The following is a 17680-nucleotide window of genomic DNA, read 5'->3' as shown; positions in this document are numbered from 1 at the left end:
AGCCGGCACCTCACAACAAGGAGCATCTTCATGATCGACAAGAACATCATCGGCATGGCGTTCCCGCCCTTGCCATCACCGCCGAAGCCGGGCAGCTGCGCTTCTTCGCCAAGGCCATCGGCGAGACCGATCCGGTCTACTTCGACGAGTCCGCCGCGCGCGACGCCGGCCACCCTGCCCTGCCACTGCCGCCCACCTTCCTGTTCTCGCTGGAGCTTGCGCGTCCGCCGAGCAACTGGCGCGAAGAAGCCGGCATCGAGCTGGCGCGCGTGCTGCATGGCGAGCAGTCCTTCACCTATCGGCGCATGGCCTACGCGGGCGACACGCTGCACTTCGACAGCCGCGTCACCGACGTCTACGACAAGAAAGGCGGCGCGCTCGAATTCGTCGTCATGGAAACCCGCGTCACCAACCAGCGCTCCGAACACGTGGCCGACATCCGCAAGGTGCTGGTGCACCGCAATGGCTGAACACAAGGAACATCCGATGATGAAGACCCTGAACTTCGACGCCCTCGAACCCGGCGACACCCTGCCGCCGCTGGCACTCGCCCCGATCACCCGCACGACCCTGGCGCTTTTCGCCGGTGCATCGAACGACCACAACCCGATGCACATCGACCTGGACTTCGCCCAGCGCGGCGGCATGCCCGACGTGTTCGCGCACGGCATGCTGTCGATGGCCTACCTGGGCCGCCTGCTGACGCAGTGGGTCGACCAGCGCAAGGTGCGCCAGTTCAACGCGCGCTTTGCCGGCATCACGCATCTGGGCAATGCCATCACCTGCACGGGCGAGGTCATCGACATGTTCGAGGCCGACGGCGAAGAGCGTGTGAAGGTGGAGATCCGCACCACCAACCAGGACGGCGAGGTGAAGATCCTGGGCGACGCGGTCATCGCACGCTGAACTCCCGGCCGCAGCGTGGTCCCCGGTGCCGCGGCGCCAGGGACCATGCGATCACCGCATGAAATCCGGCCCCGCGAGCTTGACCAGTTCGCGCGTGCGCGCCGATTCGCCGGCGATCATCGTGCTGAACGCCTCCCGGCCCGTGCCGGCAAACTCCCCGCCGCTGATGCGAACCACCTGCTCGCGGAACGCCGGATCGGCGGCCGCGCGCACCATCAGCGCCTCGAACTTGCCGGCAATCGGCGCCGGCGTCCGGGCGCGGATCGCAAAGCCGATGAAGGTGAAGAGCGTGTAGTCGGTCACGCCGCCTTCCTGCACGGTGGGCACCGCCGGCATCAACGCATGGCGCTTGCCCGACGACACGGCCAGCCCCCGCACCTTGCCCGAGGCGATCAGCGGCGCCGCACCGCCGACGTCGATCAGCGCCGCATCGGCCACGCCGCCGATCACGTCGGCAATGGCCTGCGAAGCGCCCTTGTAGGGAATGGCGTTGAACTTCACGCCCGCGCGGCGCGCCAGGTCCAGCGCGCCCAGCCGGTACGAGTTGCCATAAACGCCGATGCTGACCGACCCCGGCACCTTGCGCGCCGCATCGAGCAGATCGCCCAGCGTCTTGAACCGCGAGTCGGGCGATGTCACCAGCACGGCCGGAATGCGCACCAGGTCGAGCATCGGCGAGAGGTCTTCCACCTTGTACGGCAGGTCCTTGATGACCAGCGGATTGATCACCATGGTGCTGTTGCTGATGAGCACCACCGAATGGCCATCCGGCGGTGAGCCCAACAGGTTCTGCGTGCCGACGACAAGGTCGGCGCCGGGCCGGTTCTCGACGAAGGTCGCCTGCCCCGAGACCGCCCTGAACTGCTCCGCCATCAACCGCGTGAGCGTGTCGCCGCTGCTGCCGGGCCCGATGGGCACGATGAAGCGCACCGCGCGGGACGGATAGCCCTCATCAGCCTGGGCCTGCGAGAGTGCGGGCACGGCCATCGCCAGGGCCAGCAACGCGAATACACCGGTCTTCTTCATGTCTTGTCTCCTTGCAGAAGCCACTGGATGCGGCGCACCCGTGGCCGGATTTTTTTCAAGCCAGTGCGGATGCGGCGGCGCGCGCGGCGCGGTCGCGTTCGTCCTGCTGCGCCTGCAGTTCCCGCCACAGGATCTTTCCCGTTGCCGTCTTGGGCAACGCGTCGACGAACTCCACCACGCGCGGCACCTTGTAGGCCGACAGGCGGGTGCGCGCCCATTCCGTCACCGCCTCCGGCATCAACGTGCCGCGCGCCGCCGGGCGCAGCACCACGAAGGCCTTGACGGTCTCGCCGCGGCGCGCGTCGAAGGCCGAGATCACGCAGGCTTCCTGCACGGCCGGATGGCCGTAGAGCGAGGTCTCGATCTCGGCGGGCCAGATCTTCAGGCCCGCCGCGTTGATCATTCGCTTGAGCCGGTCGGTGACGTAGAAATAGCCGTCCTCGTCGTGATGGCCGATGTCGCCGCTGCGCAGGAAGCGCTTGCCGTCGATCTCGATGGTCGCCGCCGCCGTGGCCTCCGGCTGGTTCCAGTAGCCGCCGAACAAGGTGGGGCCGTGGATCACGATTTCCCCGGCGTGCGCGGGCCCCAGTTCCGCACCCGAGTCGGGGTCGATCACCCGCGCATCGCAGTTGATGTGCGGCACGCCCGCGCACTGGCGCCGCGCGGCCTGCGGCGGGTTGATGTGCGAGGCGCCGCAGGCTTCCGTCAGCCCGTAGCTCTCGATGAAGGACAGCCCCAGCCGTTCCTCGATCTTGCGGATCAGCGCCTCGGGCATGGCCGTGGCGCCGCCATAGAGGCGCCGCAGCGAAGAAAGATCACGCTGCGCGATGTCGGGCCGCGAGAACACCTCGGCCAGCATCGGCGTGACGGCGCACCAGGCGTACAGGCGCAGGCGCTCGATCAGCTCGACCACCGCGTCGCCATCCCAGCGCGACAGCAGCACGACGGTGCGCCCGACGTAGATCGCCAGGTTCATCACGTTCATGCCGGCCAGGTGGCTGGCCGGCAGCACCAGCAGCTCGGTCTGGTCGGCCTGCTCCGACAGCCACTCCACGCGCTGCAGCGATGCGTGGGCGAAGTTGCGGTGCGTCAGCATCGCGCCCTTGGGCTTGCCGGTGGTGCCCGAGGTGTAGGCCACCACGGCGAGGTCACCGCCCCCGCCCTGCATCGGGGTCGGCGCGATGCCGGCCGCAAGCGCGCCCGAGAACGCGTGCAGCCCGGCGCCAGCCAACGGTCGCCGTGCTTCGCACACGAACTCGGGGATTTCAAGAAAGGGAACTTCCTCTGGCCGTCCGGCGAACTCCGAGACCGCGCCGACTACGCACCCGTCCAGGCGGTTTTGATCGAGCAAGGACTGCGCCCTGTCCATCATGTCCTGCGTGGCGATCAGCACCCGCGCGCCGGAATCGCTGGCGTAGTAGGCCACCTCTTCGGCGGTGCTCATGGCGTTCATGGCCACCACCACGGCATCGCATCGCAGCACCGCGTAGTAGGCGATGACGAACTGCGGGCAGTTCTGCATCAGCAGCAGCACGCGGTCGCCGCGCCGCACGCCCAGCCGCTGTTGCAGATAGCCGGCCAGCGCCAGTGCATCCGCATGCAGGCTGCGGTAGCTGGTCGAGCGGCCGTAGTAAGAGATCGCGACCTTGTCCGGCGCGGCCTCGGCGCTTTTGGCGAGGTGGCTGAACAGGTTGCGATCGGCCACCTCCAGCGTCTGCGGAACGCCGGCGGGCCAGTGTGCGTAGTGGCGGGTCAACCGTGCCATGAAAAGCGCCTTGCCTTGAGAGGTGCCTTGCTAGAAGCCGCCGCGCCCGCCGCCGCAGATCAGCGTCTGGCCGGTGACGTAGTTCGATTCCGGAATGCAGAACATGTAGACCGAGCCCGCCGCTTCCTCGGGCGTGCCGGGGCGGCCCAGCGGGATCTCGCTGCTGGCGCGTTCGATGGTCTCTGGCCGCACGCCGATGCGGATTTCCTTGCCCTCGATCTGGATCGTCTTGGCTTCCTTCACCGGCTGCGTGAGCCGCGTGGCGATGAAGCCGAAGGCCACGCAGTTCACGTTGACCTTCATGCGGCCCCATTCCTTGGCCAGCGTCTTGGTCATGCCCACCAGGCCCGCCTTGGCCGCCGAGTAGTTGACCTGCCCCGTGCTGCCCTGCGTGCCCGAGATCGAGGAGATGTTCACCACCTTGCGAAACACCTCCTTGCCGCTTTCGGCCTCGGCCTTGCTCACTTCGCGGAAGTACGGCTGCGCGGCGCGCAGCACCTGGAACGGTGCCTTCAGGTGGCAGTCGAGAATCGCGTCCCACTGCTCGTCGCTCATCTTCTGGATCACGTTGTCCCAGGTGTAGCCGGCGTTGTTGACGATGATGTCGATGGCACCGTAGGCGTCGAGCGTCGCCTTGACGAAGTTCGTGCCGAAGTCCGGCGCGGTCACGCTGCTGGCGAACGCGACGGCCTGGCCGCCGGCCGCACGGATCTCCGCCACCACCTCATCGGCCGGTGCCGCATCGAGGTCGTTGACCACCACCTTGGCGCCTTCATTGGCGAGCTTCAGCGCGATGCACCGGCCGATGCCGCGTCCTGCGCCGGTGACCATGGCCACCTTGCCTTCGAGATTTCTGTTCATGCTTGCTTTCTCCTGTGGATGAATGTCAAAGGGCGGCCACCACGGCTTCGCCAAGAATCTTCACGTCGCCGTTCTGGTTGGCGCACTGCACTTCGATGCGCAGCCGCGGCTCGCCTTCGTGTTCGAAGCGTTGGGTCACGCGGCCGGTGCACAGCGGCACGTCATGCACCTGCGTGATGCCGGTGAAGCGCACGTGCAGGCGCCGCAGCCGCTCCTGCCCCGCCCAGTTCGTGACCAGCCGCCCCACGTAGGCGGCCGACAACATGCCGTGCGCGAACACGTCGTCCAGGCCGGCATTGCGGGCGAAGTCGATGTCGATGTGAATCGGGTTGTGATCGCCCGACGCGCCGGCATACAGCGCCAGCGTGGTGCGGGAGATCGCGGGCAGCTGCAGCGCGGGAATGCTGTCGCCCACCTGCATGTTTTTCAGTGCCGGGGTCGTCATGTGTTCATGCCTCCGCGAGCTGGCGTTGCACGAGGGCCGTGCGCAGGTCGGCGATGTGCACGCCGTCCTGGTTGGTCACGCGGGTCTGCTTCACCAGAAACTCGAGCGCCCCGCCCTTCTTGTCGTAAACGTCGACGATCTTCGGCTCGTAGCTGAGAACGTCGCCGGCATAGGCCTGCGCGTGGTACTCGTAGCTTTGCTCCGCATGCAGCAGTCGCTTCAGGTCGATGCGGGCCAGCTCCAGCAGCGCGCGCGTCTGGAACAGCCGGCCCTCCAGGCACGACAGGAAGGTGGGCGGCACGCGCAGCGCGCGGTGGCCGGCATCGCGTGCGGCCGAGGCATCGAGGTAGGTGGCATCGGTCTCGCCGATGGCCTGTGCGTAGGAACGCACGGCACCCTCTTCGACGGTGAGGCTGCGCTTGCCCAGCGTGTGGCCGATCAGTTGGCGGTCGAGCATGTGGCCTCCGCGCTCAGTTGCGGCCGTACAGCGTCACCACGCAGGCGCCGCCAAGGCCGAGGTTGTGCTGCAGCGCCAGCGTCACGCCGTCCACCTGCCGCTGGTCGGCCGTGCCGCGCAACTGGTGCGTCAGCTCGTAGCACTGCGCAAGGCCCGTGGCGCCCAACGGATGGCCCTTGGACAACAGGCCGCCCGACGGATTGGTCACCACCCGTCCGCCATAGGTGTTGTCGCCGTCCTCGACGAACTTCTCGCCCTCGCCCACCGGGCACAGGCCCAGCGCTTCGTAGGTCAGCAGTTCGTTCTGGGCAAAGCAGTCGTGCAGCTCGCAGACGCGGATGTCCATGGGGTCGACGCCGGCCTTCTCGTAGACCTTGTGCGCCGCCGCCTGCGCCATGTGGAAGCCGGCGTAGCTGATCATCGACGGCGGATCGAAGGACGCGACCGGGTCGGTGGTCATCGCCTGCGCTAGGATCTGCACGTCGCTGCGCAGGCCGTGCTTCTTCGCGAACTTCTCGGACACGATCAGCGCGGCGGCCGCGCCGCAGGTCGGCGGGCAGGCCATCAGGCGCGTCATCACGCCGGGCCACATCACCTTGTCGTTCATCACGTCCTCGGTGCTGAGCACGTTCCTGAAGATGGCCAGTGGATTGCTCGCGGCATGCCGGCTGGCCTTGGCGCGGATGGCGGCGAAGGTCTGCATCTTCGTGCCGTACTTCTGCATGTGCTCGCGGCCCGCACCGCCGAAGGTGCGCAGGGCCTGCGGCAGCTCGGGCACATCGGCCGTGAGGTCGCTCACGATGTGCGCGACGCGTGCACGCGTGCGCGGCCGGTCGTCCCAGTGCGACTTGAGCGCGCCGGCCTGCATCTGCTCGAAGCCCAGTGCCAGCACGCAGTCGGCGTCGCCCAGCGCCACGGCCTGGCGCGCCAGGTAGAGCGCGGTCGATCCGGTCGAGCAGTTGTTGTTGACGTTGACGACCGGAATGCCGGTGAGCCCGACTTCGTACAGCGCCGTCTGCCCGCAGGTCGAGTCGCCGTACACGTAGCCCACGTACGCTTGCTGCACCAGCTCGTAGCCGATGCCGGCATCGGCCAGCGCGCGGCGCACTGCATCGGCCCCCATGTCGGTGTAGCTCGGGCTCGCGCCAGGTTTGGAAAACGGGATCATGCCGACACCGCCGACCAGGACTTTTTCACTCATGGTTTCTCCAGTTCAGTAAAGGGGAAAGAAGGAAGGAAAGTTGCAGGCAGCTCGGTGCCTACAGCTTGCGTGCGATGAGGTCGCGCATGACCTCGTTGGCGCCGCCCACCACGCGCGAGACGCGGTAGTCGGTGAAGGCGCGTGCAATCGGGTACTCCAGCATGTAGCCGTAGCCGCCGTGCAGCTGCACCATGTCGTCCAGGCACTTCCACAGGGCCTCGGTGGCGTACATCTTGGCAATGGCCGCCTCCTGCACGCTGAGCTTGCGGCGCAGGTGTTCGCCCAGGTAGTAGTCGACCAGCGTGCGCACGGCCACCGACTGGGCCTTGACGTCGGCCAGCTTGAACTTCGTGTTCTGGAAATCCCACACGGTCTGGTTGAAGGCGCGGCGGTCCTTCACGTATTCGAGGGTGATGCCGAGCAGGCGCTCCAGCGCAACCGCTGCGTACAGGGCGATGATCAAACGCTCCTGCGCCAGCTCCTGCATCAGGTAGGCAAAGCCCTGGTTCTCTTCGCCCAAACGATTGGCAACCGGAACGCGGACGTTGTCGAAGAACAGCTCGGCGGTATCAGCCGCGGGCTGGCCCACCTTGTCGAGCTTGCGGCCGCGGCGAAAGCCCGCGCGGTCGGCCTCGACCATGACCAGGCTCACGCCCTTGGCGCCGGCGGCCGGATCGGTCTTGCACACCAGCAGCAGCAGGTCGCAACTCAGGCCGTTGCTGATGAAGATCTTGCTGCCGTTGATGACGTAGTCGTCGCCGTCGCGCACGGCGGTGGTGCGGATCGCCTTCACGTCCGATCCGCCGCCCGGCTCGGTGATCGCCACCGCCAGGATCTTCTCGCCACGGCAGATGCCCGGCAGCCACTGCTGCTTTTGCGCCTCGGTGCCAAGCCGCACGATGTAGGGCGCGACGATGTCGGAGTGCAGCGAGAAGCCGGCACCCGACACACCCGCGCGGTGCACTTCTTCGAGCACGACGGCCGCGTGGCCGAAGTCGCCGCCACCGCCGCCGTATTCGGTGGGCACGGTCACGCAAAGCAGGCCTTCGCGGCCGGCCTTGAGCCAGGTCTCGCGGTCGATTTTTCCGGCCCTGTCCCACGCGGCCTGGTGGGGCACGCACTCGCGTTCAAAGAAGCGCTGCGCGCTGGGCCGCAGCATTTCGTGGTCTTCGCGAAAGACCGTGCGATTCACATCCACTGGAGGCTCCTCTCGATGCGTCTGTTGACGGAACTGCGGCTTCGAAAAAATCCTGCCGCCTTGAGGTTCATGATCGCGAGCCAGGCTGGGTAAATCACTAGCCGTATTGGCGAGTCGAGCGGGTGCAGGCGTTCTTTTCTTGATGGCGGCGCGCGCTCAATCCAACTTCGCGCCCGAGATGCGGACCAGCTTCTCGATGAGCGGCCCGCTGTCCTCGAAACCCTGGCGCGCCTCCCTGGCGCTGTTCCCGACACCGATGAGGCCGAAGACCTGGAAGCGCGCCTTCAACTGCGCGCTCTGGATCGCGGCGCGCGCCTCCTGTTCGAGGCGGGCCAGCACGGGCGGCGGCGTGCCGGCGGGCACCATCATGGTCAGCCCGCCGATGATCCGAAACTCCGGGTCGGGAAAGCCGGCCTCGGCCAGCGTCGGCACGTCGGGCAGGTCATCGAGCCGATGCTCACCCACCACAGCCAATGGCCGCAGCCGGCCGCTGCTGACATGCGGCAACAAGGAGCCCGCCGTGGCAAGCGCCCACGGGATATGTCCGCCCACCAGCTCCTGGATCATCGGAGCCTCTCCCTTGTAGGGAACATGGGACATGCCGAGTTGCCGCGATTCGCTGAGGTGTGCGCTCATCAGGTGCCCGGCCGAGCCCACCCCGTAGGAACCGTAGCTGAGCTTGCCCTTGTTGCCCTTGGCCCATGCGATGAACTCCTTCATGTTCCTGGCGGGAATGTCCCTGTGCACCGCCAGCACCAGCGTCGCATCGCAGATGTGCGTCACGAATGCGAGATCGCGGCGCACGTCGTAGGGCACCTTCGAGAACATGTGGTGCGCGTAGTAGATGGGCGTGGTGTGCGTCACCAGCACAGTGTGGCCATCGGCGGGGGCACGGGCCACCGCCTGCGTGGCCAGCATGCCCGACGCACCGGGCTTGTTGTCGACGATGACGACCTGGCCCAGCGCCTTGCCCATGGTCTCGGCGAGCGATCGCGCGATCGCATCGGAAGCGCCTCCGGCCGGCGCGGGCACGACCATGGTGATGGGCCGCGTGGGATAGCCCTGGGCGAAGCCCAGCGCGCTCCAGGCGAAGGCAACGGCGAGCACGAATGTCCGGATGCGGTTCATGGCGGGTTCCTTGCCTGGTCAATGGACCCGAATGGGGCCAGGCGGTTGGCGGATGCGAAACGATCGGACGCGAGAAGAAGCGGCCGTGCTACTCCGGCTGAAGACCCGAGGTGGTGATGTAGTGCTTCCACCGCGCCTGGTCTTCCAGGATGGCTTTCGCGAACTCGGCCGATGCGGCCGGGTAAGCAGCGGTGCCGCGCCGCGTGAAATGCAGGGTGGCTTCGGGCGAAGCCGCGAACTCCACGGCCAGCTTCGAGAGCTTGTCCACGATGGCGCGCGGCGTGCCGGCCGGCGCGAACAGGCCCAGCCAGCTCGTCAGCGTGGCGTCGCCCAGACCCAGCTCGTTCAGCGTGGGTACGTCGGGCAGCGCGGGAACGCGCACCGGGCTCGACACCGCCAGCGCACGCAGCTTGCCGCCCTCCACCTGCGGCACGGCCTGCGACACCTCCAGCATCGCGTAGTCGAGGGTGCCGGAGATCAGGTCGGGCAGCAGCGCGGTCGAGCTCTTGTAGGGAATCTCCAGCGCGCGCACCCGCGCGAGCCCGTTGATCGCGGCCACCATCACCTTGTAGCCGGTGGTGCTCGTGCCGTAGCTGAGCTTGCCGGGCTGGGCGCGCGCGGCGGCCATCAAGGCATCCAGGCTGCGGTACGGCGAGGTGGCCGGCACCATCACCACGATGGGCACCACGGACATGCGAGCGATCGGCACCAGGTCCTTGTTGGCGTCGTAGGGCAGCTTCTTGTAGAGGTAGGGGTTCGCCGTGATCGCGCTGGCCGCGGTCAGCAGCAACGTGTAGCCGTCCGGCGCGGCCTTGGAGACGTGGTCGGACGCCAGGATGCTGTTGGCGCCGGGCCGGTTCTCCACATAGAAGTTCTGGCCGGTCTTCTGGCTCAGGTAGCCTGCCGCCAGCCGCGTGAAGTCGTCGACGCCGGTGCCCGCGCCGCTGACCGACACGATGCGCACCGGGTGCGCGGGGTAAGACGCCGGCTGCGCTATCGCCGGCACGGACAAGCCCAGCCAGGTGCAGCAAATGCCGGCCAGCAGGCACCGTCGATGCCGGGCAGTGAAATCTTTGGGGGTCTTGCGCATGGCCTTGTCTCCTGTTGTTCTGAAAGAAATCAATGCTTGCCGTACAGCGTGACCACGCAGGCGCCGCCCAGGCCCAGGTTGTGCTGTAGCGCCAGCCGCGCACCCTCGACCTGCCGCTTGTCCGCCGTGCCGCGCAGCTGGTGCGTCAACTCGTAGCACTGGGCCAGGCCGGTGGCGCCCAGCGGATGGCCTTTGCACAGCAGGCCGCCGGAAGGATTGGTGACGACGCGGCCGCCATAGGTGTTGTCGCCGTCCAGCACGAACTGCTCGGCGCCACCTTCGGGGCACAGGCCCAGCGATTCGTAGCTCAGCAGTTCGTTGTGCGCAAAGCAGTCGTGCAGCTCGACCACCGGGATGTCCCGCGGATCGACGCCGGCCTGTTCGTAGACCGCGTGCGAAGCGCGCTGCGCCATGTAGCTGCCGACGAAGCCTTTCATGGTCGGCGGCTCGAAGGATTCCTCCGGGTCCGTGACCATGGCCTGCGCCAGGATGGCGACATCGGTGCGCAGGCCATGCCGCCGTGCGAACGCGGGCGAGCAGACGACCGCTGCAGCCGCACCGCAGGTGGGCGGGCAGGCCATCATGCGGGTCATCACGCCTTCCCACATGATCGGGTCGTTCATGACGTCTTCGGTCGTCACGATCTTCCTGAACAGCGCCAACGGGTTGTTTGCCGCATGGCGGCTGGCCTTGGCGCGGATCGCTGCGAAGGTGGACATGCGGGTGCCGTACTGGCGCATGTGCTCGCGGCCGGCGCCGCCGAAGGTCACCAGGTTGCGCGGGATCTCGCCGGCATCGCCGCACAGCGCGTCCTGTATCGGCAGCACGTCGCCGCGCGGGATCGGGCGATCCGGAAAGTTGGAGCGCGTGGCGCCCGGCTGCATCTGCTCGAAGCCCAGCGCCAGCGCGCACTCGACCTGCCCGCTCTGCACCGCCGCACGCGCCAGGTAGAGCGCGCTGGAGCCGGTGGCGCAGGCGTTGTTGACGTTGAACACCGGAATGGCCGTACGGCCCACGCGGTACAGCACGCCCTGCCCGCAACTGGTGTCGCCATAGACATAGCCGGCGAAGGCCATCTGCAACTGCCCGTAGCCGATGCCGGCATCGGCCAATGCCAGGCGCACGGCATCGCTGCCCATCTCGAGATAGCTGGGACCGGCGCCGGGCTTGGTGAAGGGCACCATGCCGACGCCGGCGACCAGAACGTTTTCAGTCATGCGCTTGTTCCTTTTTGCAATTCAGGAGGTGGGCCGCGCGGCGGCCAGGCGGTCCCAGTCGTAGCGGAAGGCGCCGTCGCGCGCGAAGTCGGCCACGGCCTGGGCGTGGTAAGGCGTTTGCATGGCAACGGCTTGCGCGCTGGCCTCGGCCATGAACATCGCGGCGCAGTCGGTCTCGAAGCTCTTGTTGACCAGGTTCTTGGTCATGCCGGCCGCTTCGCGCGGGCCTGCGCACAGGCGCTGCGCAAACGCCCTCGCCTCGGTTGGCAGCGCATCGTCCGCATGGACCGCATGCACGAGGCCCCAGGCCAGCGCTTCTTCTGCCCCCAGGCGACGCGCCGTCAGCATCAGCTCCTTCGCGCGGGACAGGCCCACGATGCGCGGCAGCGTGTGCAGCAGGCCGAAGTCGGGCACGGCACCCAGGCGCGCGAATGAAGCGCAGAACACGGCGCGCGTCGATGCGAGCACGAAGTCGGCCTGCAACGCCAGGCCGAAGCCCGCGCCGTAGGCCGGCCCGTCGACTGCGGCAACGACCGGCACCTCCAGCTCGCGCAAGCGGGTCAGCCACTGGTGCGCCTTGCGCAGCCGGCTCCGCATGTAGTCCGCCGTCGCCACGCTCGGGTCGGTCAGCCGCTCGCGCATGAACTTGACGTCGCCACCGGCCGAGAAGCTGCCGCCCGAGCCGGTGATCAGCAGCACGCGGATCTCGCGGTCGCCCTCGACGCGCGCGATGACGTCGACGTAATCCATCTGCAGTTCGGTGGACAGCGCGTTGCGCAGCGCCGGGCGCTGGTGGCTGAGTTCGGCAATGCCGCCCTCGATGCGCAACTGCGACGCGCGCAGGGTTTCGGTGCTGGTGTCGTTCATGTCCGGGTCTCCTTGTTCGGTTCGGCCTTGGCATAGCGCTCGCGCAGCGCGCGCTTGTAGAGTTTTCCGGTGGGAAGGCGCGGCATCTCGTCGATGAAGTCCACCGAGCGCGGCAGCATGTAGCTCGCGACCTTGCCGCGAAGGAAGGCGATGAGCGCTTCGGCCAATGCCGGCGTGGGCGCCACGCCGGGCGCGGGCTCGATGACGGCCTTCACGGCCTCGCCCATCTCGGCGTCGGGCACGCCGATCACGGCGGCGTCCTGCACGCTGGGGTGCAGGGCCAGCGCATCTTCGATGGCCTGCGGGTAGATGTTCACCCCGCCCGAGATGATCATGTGAAAGAGCCGGTCGGTCAGATACAGGTAGCCGTCCGCGTCCACGTGGCCGATGTCGCCGATCGTGGTCCAGCCCGGGTGCCGCGGGTGCTGGGCCGCACGGGTCTTGCCGGGGTCGCGGTGATAGTGAAAAGGCAGGCTGTCGCGCTCGAAATAGATCAGCCCGTCCTGGCCCGCCGCGAGTTCGTTGCCATCGTCGTCGCAGATGCGCAGCACGCCCAGCACTGCGCGGCCCACCGAGCCGGGATGCGCGAGCGCTTCCCCGCTGTCGATGGAAGTGAGGCCGTTGCCTTCGCTGCCGCCGTAGTACTCGCGCACGATCGGGCCCCACCAATCGATCATGCGGCGCTTGACCTCGACGGGGCACGGCGCCGCGGCATGGATGGCCACGCGGTGGCTGGACAAGTCGAAGGCCTCGCGGGATGCGTCCGGCAGCTTCAGCAGGCGGATGAACATGGTCGGCACCCACTGGCTGTGGGTGACGCGGTAGCGCTCGATCAGCGCCAGCGACCCGAGCGCGTCGAACTTGGGCATGAACACCACGGTGCCGCCCAGGAACTGCGTGTTGGTCGCATAGGACAGCGGGGCCGCGTGGTACAGCGGCGCGGTGGACAGGTAGACCGAATCGGCATCGAACGCGTACCTGTGCATCATCGTCAGGCGCGGGTCTGCCACGTCGTCGTCGAAGCGCGCACGGGCCACCGCGCGCACGATGCCCTTGGGCCGGCCCGTCGTACCCGAGCTGTACAGCAGCGTGCCACCCACCCACTCCTCGGCCAGCCGCTGCGCCGGTGCGGCGGCCACGGCCTGCTCGTAGGACTCCCAGCCGGGGATGGTGCCGTCCATCATCAGCCGGCGCGCGCAGTGCGGCGTGGTGCCGACGAGTTCCGCCGCGACGCCGGCCATCGCCAACGAAGAGATCAACACCTGCGCGCCGCTGTCCTCCACGATGTAGGCCACCTCCCCCGCCGTCAGGTACCGGTTGACCGCCGTCAGCAGCAGCCCCGAGCGGAAGGCGGCCCAGGCCACCTCGAAGCAACGCATGTGGTTCTCCAGCAGCATCGCGATGCGATCGCCGCGGCGCAGGCCCTGGGCGTACAGCACCTGCGCGAGCCGGTTGGAGCGTTCATCCAGTTCGCGGTAGCTGAGGCTCTCGCCGCTGCTGCCGTTGATGACGGCGGGCTTGTCCGGCGTCAGGGCGGCAAAGTCGCCGAGGTAGTTCGCCTTTTTCATGCGGTGCCTCCTGACGCGGACCGGTGTCCACAGTCCTTGTCCATGTCACGCGTTCGACGGGTTCAACTGGCCGCTCAGGTCGGCGTTCGGCGCCGCGCGCGCGACCAGGCCGGGCAGCACCTCGCCCAGCTCGGCGGCGGTCCAGCGGCTGTCTTTCTGCACATGGGGGCCGGCGCGCCAGCCTTCGGCCACCGTGATACGCCCGCCCTTGGCGCCGAACACTCGGCCGGTGACGGCGCTTGAATGCACGCTGCCCAGCCACACGACCAGCGGCGCCACGTTGGCCGCATCCAGCGGATCGAACCCGGCGGCGCCGGCGGGTGCCTTGGGGTTGAGCTGGCCGCTCTTGAAAAGGTCTTCCGTCAGGCGGCTCATCGCGGTCGGGTAGATCGCATTGACGGTCGCGCCATAGCGTTCCAGCTCGCGCGACGCCACGATGGTCATGTTGGCGATGCCGGCCTTGGCCGCGCCGTAGTTGGTCTGCCCCACGATGCCGTACAGGCCGGACGACGAACTGGTGTTGACCACGCGCGCCACGCGCGGGCGCCCGGCCTTGGCCTCTTCGCGCCAGTACGCGGCGGCGTGGCGCATCGGCGCGAAAGTGCCGCGCAGGTGGACGCGGATCACGGCGTCGAAATCGTCGATGTCCATGTTCACCAGCGTCTTGTCGCGCAGGATGCCGGCGTTGTTGACCAGCACGTCGAGCCCGCCGAACGCGGTGATCGCGGTCTGGATCAGCCGCTTTGCGCCCTCCCAGTCGGACACGTCGTCGGTGTTGGCCACGGCCTCGCCGCCCATTGCGCGGATCTCGGCCACCACTTCCTGCGCGGGGCCGTTCATGGCGCCCGTGCCGTCGGGCCTGGCGCCCAGGTCGTTGACGACCACCTTCGCGCCCTGCCGCGCGAACTCCAATGCGTATTCGCGGCCGAGGCCGCGGCCCGCGCCGGTGATGACGGCCACGCGGTCCTTGCACAGTTGCTGCATCTGCATTCCTTTCGTTTCGCTGGGATCGATGTGCCGGACCGGGCGGTCCGCAGCGGCGGTTGCCACACAGGCAATGCCGCATGCATCGATGATGCGAAGCCGAAGGCCGCGAGCCACTAGCCGCGATGGCTAGCCGGCGTTCAGCGCGGCTTGGGGGTTTCCCGCAGCAGCGAGAGATCGCGCATGCGCGCAACCGCTTCGTCGCGCTCGGCGACGCCCAGCTTGCTGTAGATCTTGCGCAGATGCCACTTCACGGTGTGGGGCGTGACGCCCAGCACGCGGGCGATCTTCTTGTTGGGCATGGCCTGTGCCACGAGGTCGAGCACCTCGCGCTCGCGCTCGTTGAGCAGGTCGACAGCAACGCCTTCGGCCGCCGCGCTTGCTGCCACGCCGGCGCCCGCGCGTGCGCGTCGCGTGGTTGCGGCCGCATCCACCAGCCGCTGCGCATAGAACGCGAGCACCGGGTCGAGTGCCGCGTCCGCCAGCAGCGCATCGAGCAGCGACGGCACGTTCGCCGACACGTCCAGCAGGCTGCGCACCAGCCCGAGCCGATGGCCCAGCCGCAAGGCTTCAATCGCCTGCTGGCGCGCGGGCCGCCGGTTGCCGCGCCCCGCCTCCGCGATGGCCAGTTGCAGCCGAAGCGCGGCCAGGATGCGCAACCGGCCGGCCGCCGCGGTGCACTCGATGAGGGGCTTCAGGCAATCGACGGCGCCATCGAAGTCGTTCCAGTGCAGGCACATGTCGGCGCGCGCACGTTCGGTGATGCGCCAGGTTTCGGCGGCCGTGCCCTTGTCCGCATCGGCATGGCGCGCATTCAGCACCTTGATGCGCTCGAACACCTGGTCGGCCTGCGCGGTCTCGCCTTGCTTCAAGTACAGGCGCATGCGCAGGACCAGCGCGTGCGCGAGCAAGCGGTCCAGGCCGTTGCGTACGGCATAGTCTTCCAGGTGGTCGAGGTGGTCCAGCGCTTCGAGGCGCCGGCCCGCCAGCCAGTGTGCGCATGCCAGGACGACGAAGGCACGCAGCACCGCATCGGGAATCGAGGCGCGCTCCAGCACTTCGATGCGGGGCGCCAGCAGGCTGCAGGCGGCTTCGAGTTCGTTCCACTCGTAGAGCACGTCGCTTTGCAGGCCCGCGGCCATGCTGGCCGCGCCGATGCGGGCGGCGCCGTGCCCTTGCGCTTCCTGCAGGACCTCGCGGAACAGGTGCTCCGCCTCGGTCATGCGGCCTTCGAGCGCGTAACTCATGCCCGCGAGGCAGCGCCCGACCAGGCCGCGCCCGGTCGAGGGGGCGTACTGCTGCGCGGCATCTTCCAGCAGCGTGCGGGCCTCGGCGTAGGCGTCGCGGTACATGTGCATCCAGGCCAGCAGGTGGTTGCGCCCGGCGAAGATGGCCTGCGCGTCGTCTGGAATGGCTTCGAGCTGCGGTGCGATCGCCAGCAGGGTCTCGGTGTCGTCGCGCTGAAGCGCCAGGCCGCCGCGCAGCAGCGTGAGGCCCCGGCGCTGCAATGCATCCAGCGTGTCGAACTCCGCTTCGAATTGCGCGATGCTGCCTTCGAGCGCTTCGATGTCGCGCGCATACAGGCGCAGGTACGCGGCCACGAGCCGAAGCCCGAAGCGTGCCTGCACCTGCGTCGCGGGCAGGCGTCGCATGAGGCCGCCCAATGAGGCCAGCTCGCCCCCGGCCAGCAGGTCGAACGCACAGGCCTCCACGATGTCGGCGGCTGCGTGCGCGTCGCCCGCCAGCACCGCATGGCGCACGGCCTCGTCGAAGTGCCCGTGCGCCTCGAACCATCGCCAGGCCGCGCCGTGCAGTGCGCGGCGTTCGTCGCCCGGCAGCCTTTCCAGGCGGGCCAGCAGGATCTCGCGCAGGAGTGGATGCACGCGATACCAGATCTCGCGGTCGTGGCTGCTGACCTGGCTGATGAACAGGTTCTCGCTGTCCATCCGTGCCAGCCGCAACGCCATGCCCACACCCGCGCCGGCATGCGGCAGCGCCAGCAACGCGGCGCACAGGGAGGCGCAGAAACGGTTGCAGACGGCCAGCCGCGTGAGCAGCGCAAGCTCTTCGGGCGGCAGGTGCGCCAGCACCTCGCCTTCGAAGTAGCTGGCGAAGGCCTGCGCATCGCGCACCTGAACCCGGGCATAGGCGGCGCCCTGCTTGGCCTGCATGTCGACCACGAACAGTTGCAGGCCGGCCACCCAGCCATCGGTGAGTTCGTGCAGCACCTGCACATCGCGCTTGTCGATGCTGCCCAGTTGCTCGCGCAGGAAGTGCTCGGTTTCTTCAGCGGTGAAGCGCAGGTCGCGCAGGTCGAACTCGCTCACGAGGCCTTGCGAGCGCAGCCGTGCGAAGGACAGCGGCAAGGCGTTGCGCGAAGCAAAGGCCAGGTGCAGTTTCGGCGGTGCGTAGTCGAGCAGCCATTGCAGCACCTGGAAGATGCGCGCGTCCTCCAGGTGCTGCAGGTCGTCGAGCATCAGCACCAGCTCGCGCGGGCGGGACGAGATGGCCTGCACGACGGTGATCACGGCGTGCTCGAGCGCCGACTCGTCGCTGTCCCGCCCCATCAGGAGCGCCGCCTCGCGCACCGCGTCCGGGTCGACCTCGCCGATGCTGGCCAGCAGGCAGTCGAAGAAGCGCGTGGGCTCGCAGTCTTCGGCGGACAGCGACAGCCAGGCAACGTCGAAGTCCAGCGCCAGCAGTGCCTGCCGCCACGCCACCAGCGTGCTGGTCTTGCCGCTGCCTGCCGGGCCCTGCACGACCACGCAACGCTGGCGCCGGGCCTCCAGCAGCCGCGCCTGCAATGCATCGCGCGGCACCAGCCGGCGCGACGGACGCGGCGGAAGCAGCTTGGTGCTGGCCACCGGCTCGATCCTGCGGTCTGACGCCACCGCTAGGCTGTTGTTCAGGGATTCATCCATGGACACGAAGGAAGAGATTCCTCGCAGTATGGAGCGTCGATGCGCA

The 17680-nt window shown here is 68.2% G+C and carries 15 protein-coding genes and 1 pseudogene; 2 read left to right on the top strand and 14 right to left on the bottom strand.

Annotated features, from left to right (window positions below; genetic code table 11):
• Positions 1-30 precede the first annotated feature (30 nt).
• Positions 31-470, top strand: a pseudogene (locus BLQ28_RS13655) (MaoC family dehydratase N-terminal domain-containing protein).
• Between the two features lie 19 nt (positions 471-489).
• The gene (locus BLQ28_RS13650; protein WP_093241638.1) at positions 490-906 is read left to right on the top strand and encodes a MaoC family dehydratase; all 417 of its coding nucleotides are present in this window, start codon (positions 490-492) and stop codon (positions 904-906) included.
• A 51-nt stretch (positions 907-957) separates the two neighbouring features.
• On the opposite strand, the gene BLQ28_RS13645 is transcribed toward BLQ28_RS13650, so the two are convergent.
• From BLQ28_RS13645 to BLQ28_RS13580, 14 genes are all read right to left on the bottom strand, one after another.
• The gene (locus tag BLQ28_RS13645; RefSeq protein ID WP_093240033.1) at positions 958-1932 is read right to left on the bottom strand and encodes a Bug family tripartite tricarboxylate transporter substrate binding protein; all 975 of its coding nucleotides are present in this window, start codon (positions 1930-1932) and stop codon (positions 958-960) included.
• Positions 1933-1987: 55 nt separating this feature from the next.
• Positions 1988-3697, bottom strand: a complete 1710-nt coding sequence (locus tag BLQ28_RS13640; protein ID WP_093240030.1) for an AMP-binding protein — start codon at positions 3695-3697, stop codon at positions 1988-1990.
• A 30-nt stretch (positions 3698-3727) separates the two neighbouring features.
• A complete protein-coding gene (locus BLQ28_RS13635) occupies positions 3728-4558 on the bottom strand; it encodes an SDR family NAD(P)-dependent oxidoreductase (protein WP_093240028.1) in 831 nt (276 codons plus the stop codon).
• A 25-nt stretch (positions 4559-4583) separates the two neighbouring features.
• Positions 4584-5003 carry a MaoC family dehydratase gene (locus tag BLQ28_RS13630; protein ID WP_093240025.1) on the bottom strand — a complete coding sequence of 140 codons (420 nt, stop codon included), beginning with the start codon at positions 5001-5003 and terminating at the stop codon, positions 4584-4586.
• Between the two features lie 4 nt (positions 5004-5007).
• Positions 5008-5460, bottom strand: coding sequence for a MaoC family dehydratase N-terminal domain-containing protein (locus BLQ28_RS13625; protein ID WP_093240022.1), 453 nt, complete (start codon positions 5458-5460; stop codon positions 5008-5010).
• Between the two features lie 13 nt (positions 5461-5473).
• Positions 5474-6661, bottom strand: coding sequence for a lipid-transfer protein (locus BLQ28_RS13620; RefSeq protein ID WP_093240020.1), 1188 nt, complete (start codon positions 6659-6661; stop codon positions 5474-5476).
• Positions 6662-6719: 58 nt separating this feature from the next.
• The gene (locus tag BLQ28_RS13615) at positions 6720-7859 is read right to left on the bottom strand and encodes an acyl-CoA dehydrogenase family protein (RefSeq protein WP_093240017.1); all 1140 of its coding nucleotides are present in this window, start codon (positions 7857-7859) and stop codon (positions 6720-6722) included.
• 156 nt (positions 7860-8015) lie between these two features.
• Entirely contained in the window at positions 8016-8987 is a 972-nt protein-coding gene (locus BLQ28_RS13610; RefSeq protein WP_093240015.1) for a Bug family tripartite tricarboxylate transporter substrate binding protein, read from the bottom strand.
• An 88-nt stretch (positions 8988-9075) separates the two neighbouring features.
• A complete protein-coding gene (locus BLQ28_RS13605) occupies positions 9076-10077 on the bottom strand; it encodes a Bug family tripartite tricarboxylate transporter substrate binding protein (RefSeq protein WP_093240012.1) in 1002 nt (333 codons plus the stop codon).
• A 29-nt stretch (positions 10078-10106) separates the two neighbouring features.
• Complete coding sequence (locus BLQ28_RS13600) at positions 10107-11294, bottom strand: lipid-transfer protein (protein WP_093240010.1); 1188 nt, start codon at positions 11292-11294, stop codon at positions 10107-10109.
• Between the two features lie 21 nt (positions 11295-11315).
• Positions 11316-12161, bottom strand: a complete 846-nt coding sequence (locus BLQ28_RS13595) for an enoyl-CoA hydratase/isomerase family protein (RefSeq protein WP_093240007.1) — start codon at positions 12159-12161, stop codon at positions 11316-11318.
• Positions 12158-13729, bottom strand: a complete 1572-nt coding sequence (locus BLQ28_RS13590) for an acyl-CoA synthetase (protein ID WP_093240004.1) — start codon at positions 13727-13729, stop codon at positions 12158-12160. The genes BLQ28_RS13595 and BLQ28_RS13590 overlap by 4 nt, the downstream gene beginning before the upstream one ends.
• 45 nt (positions 13730-13774) lie before the next feature.
• Entirely contained in the window at positions 13775-14713 is a 939-nt protein-coding gene (locus tag BLQ28_RS13585) for an SDR family oxidoreductase (RefSeq protein ID WP_093241636.1), read from the bottom strand.
• A gap of 140 nt (positions 14714-14853) precedes the next feature.
• Positions 14854-17634 carry a winged helix-turn-helix domain-containing protein gene (locus tag BLQ28_RS13580; protein WP_176801112.1) on the bottom strand — a complete coding sequence of 927 codons (2781 nt, stop codon included), beginning with the start codon at positions 17632-17634 and terminating at the stop codon, positions 14854-14856.
• Positions 17635-17680 lie beyond the last annotated feature (46 nt).

This window comes from Variovorax sp. EL159, from assembly GCF_900100965.1.
In the GTDB taxonomy this organism is placed as follows: Bacteria; Pseudomonadota; Gammaproteobacteria; order Burkholderiales; family Burkholderiaceae_C; genus Variovorax.
The sequence above is the reverse complement of the archived record's forward strand: the minus strand, read 5'-3'. Positions and strand labels throughout refer to the sequence as shown.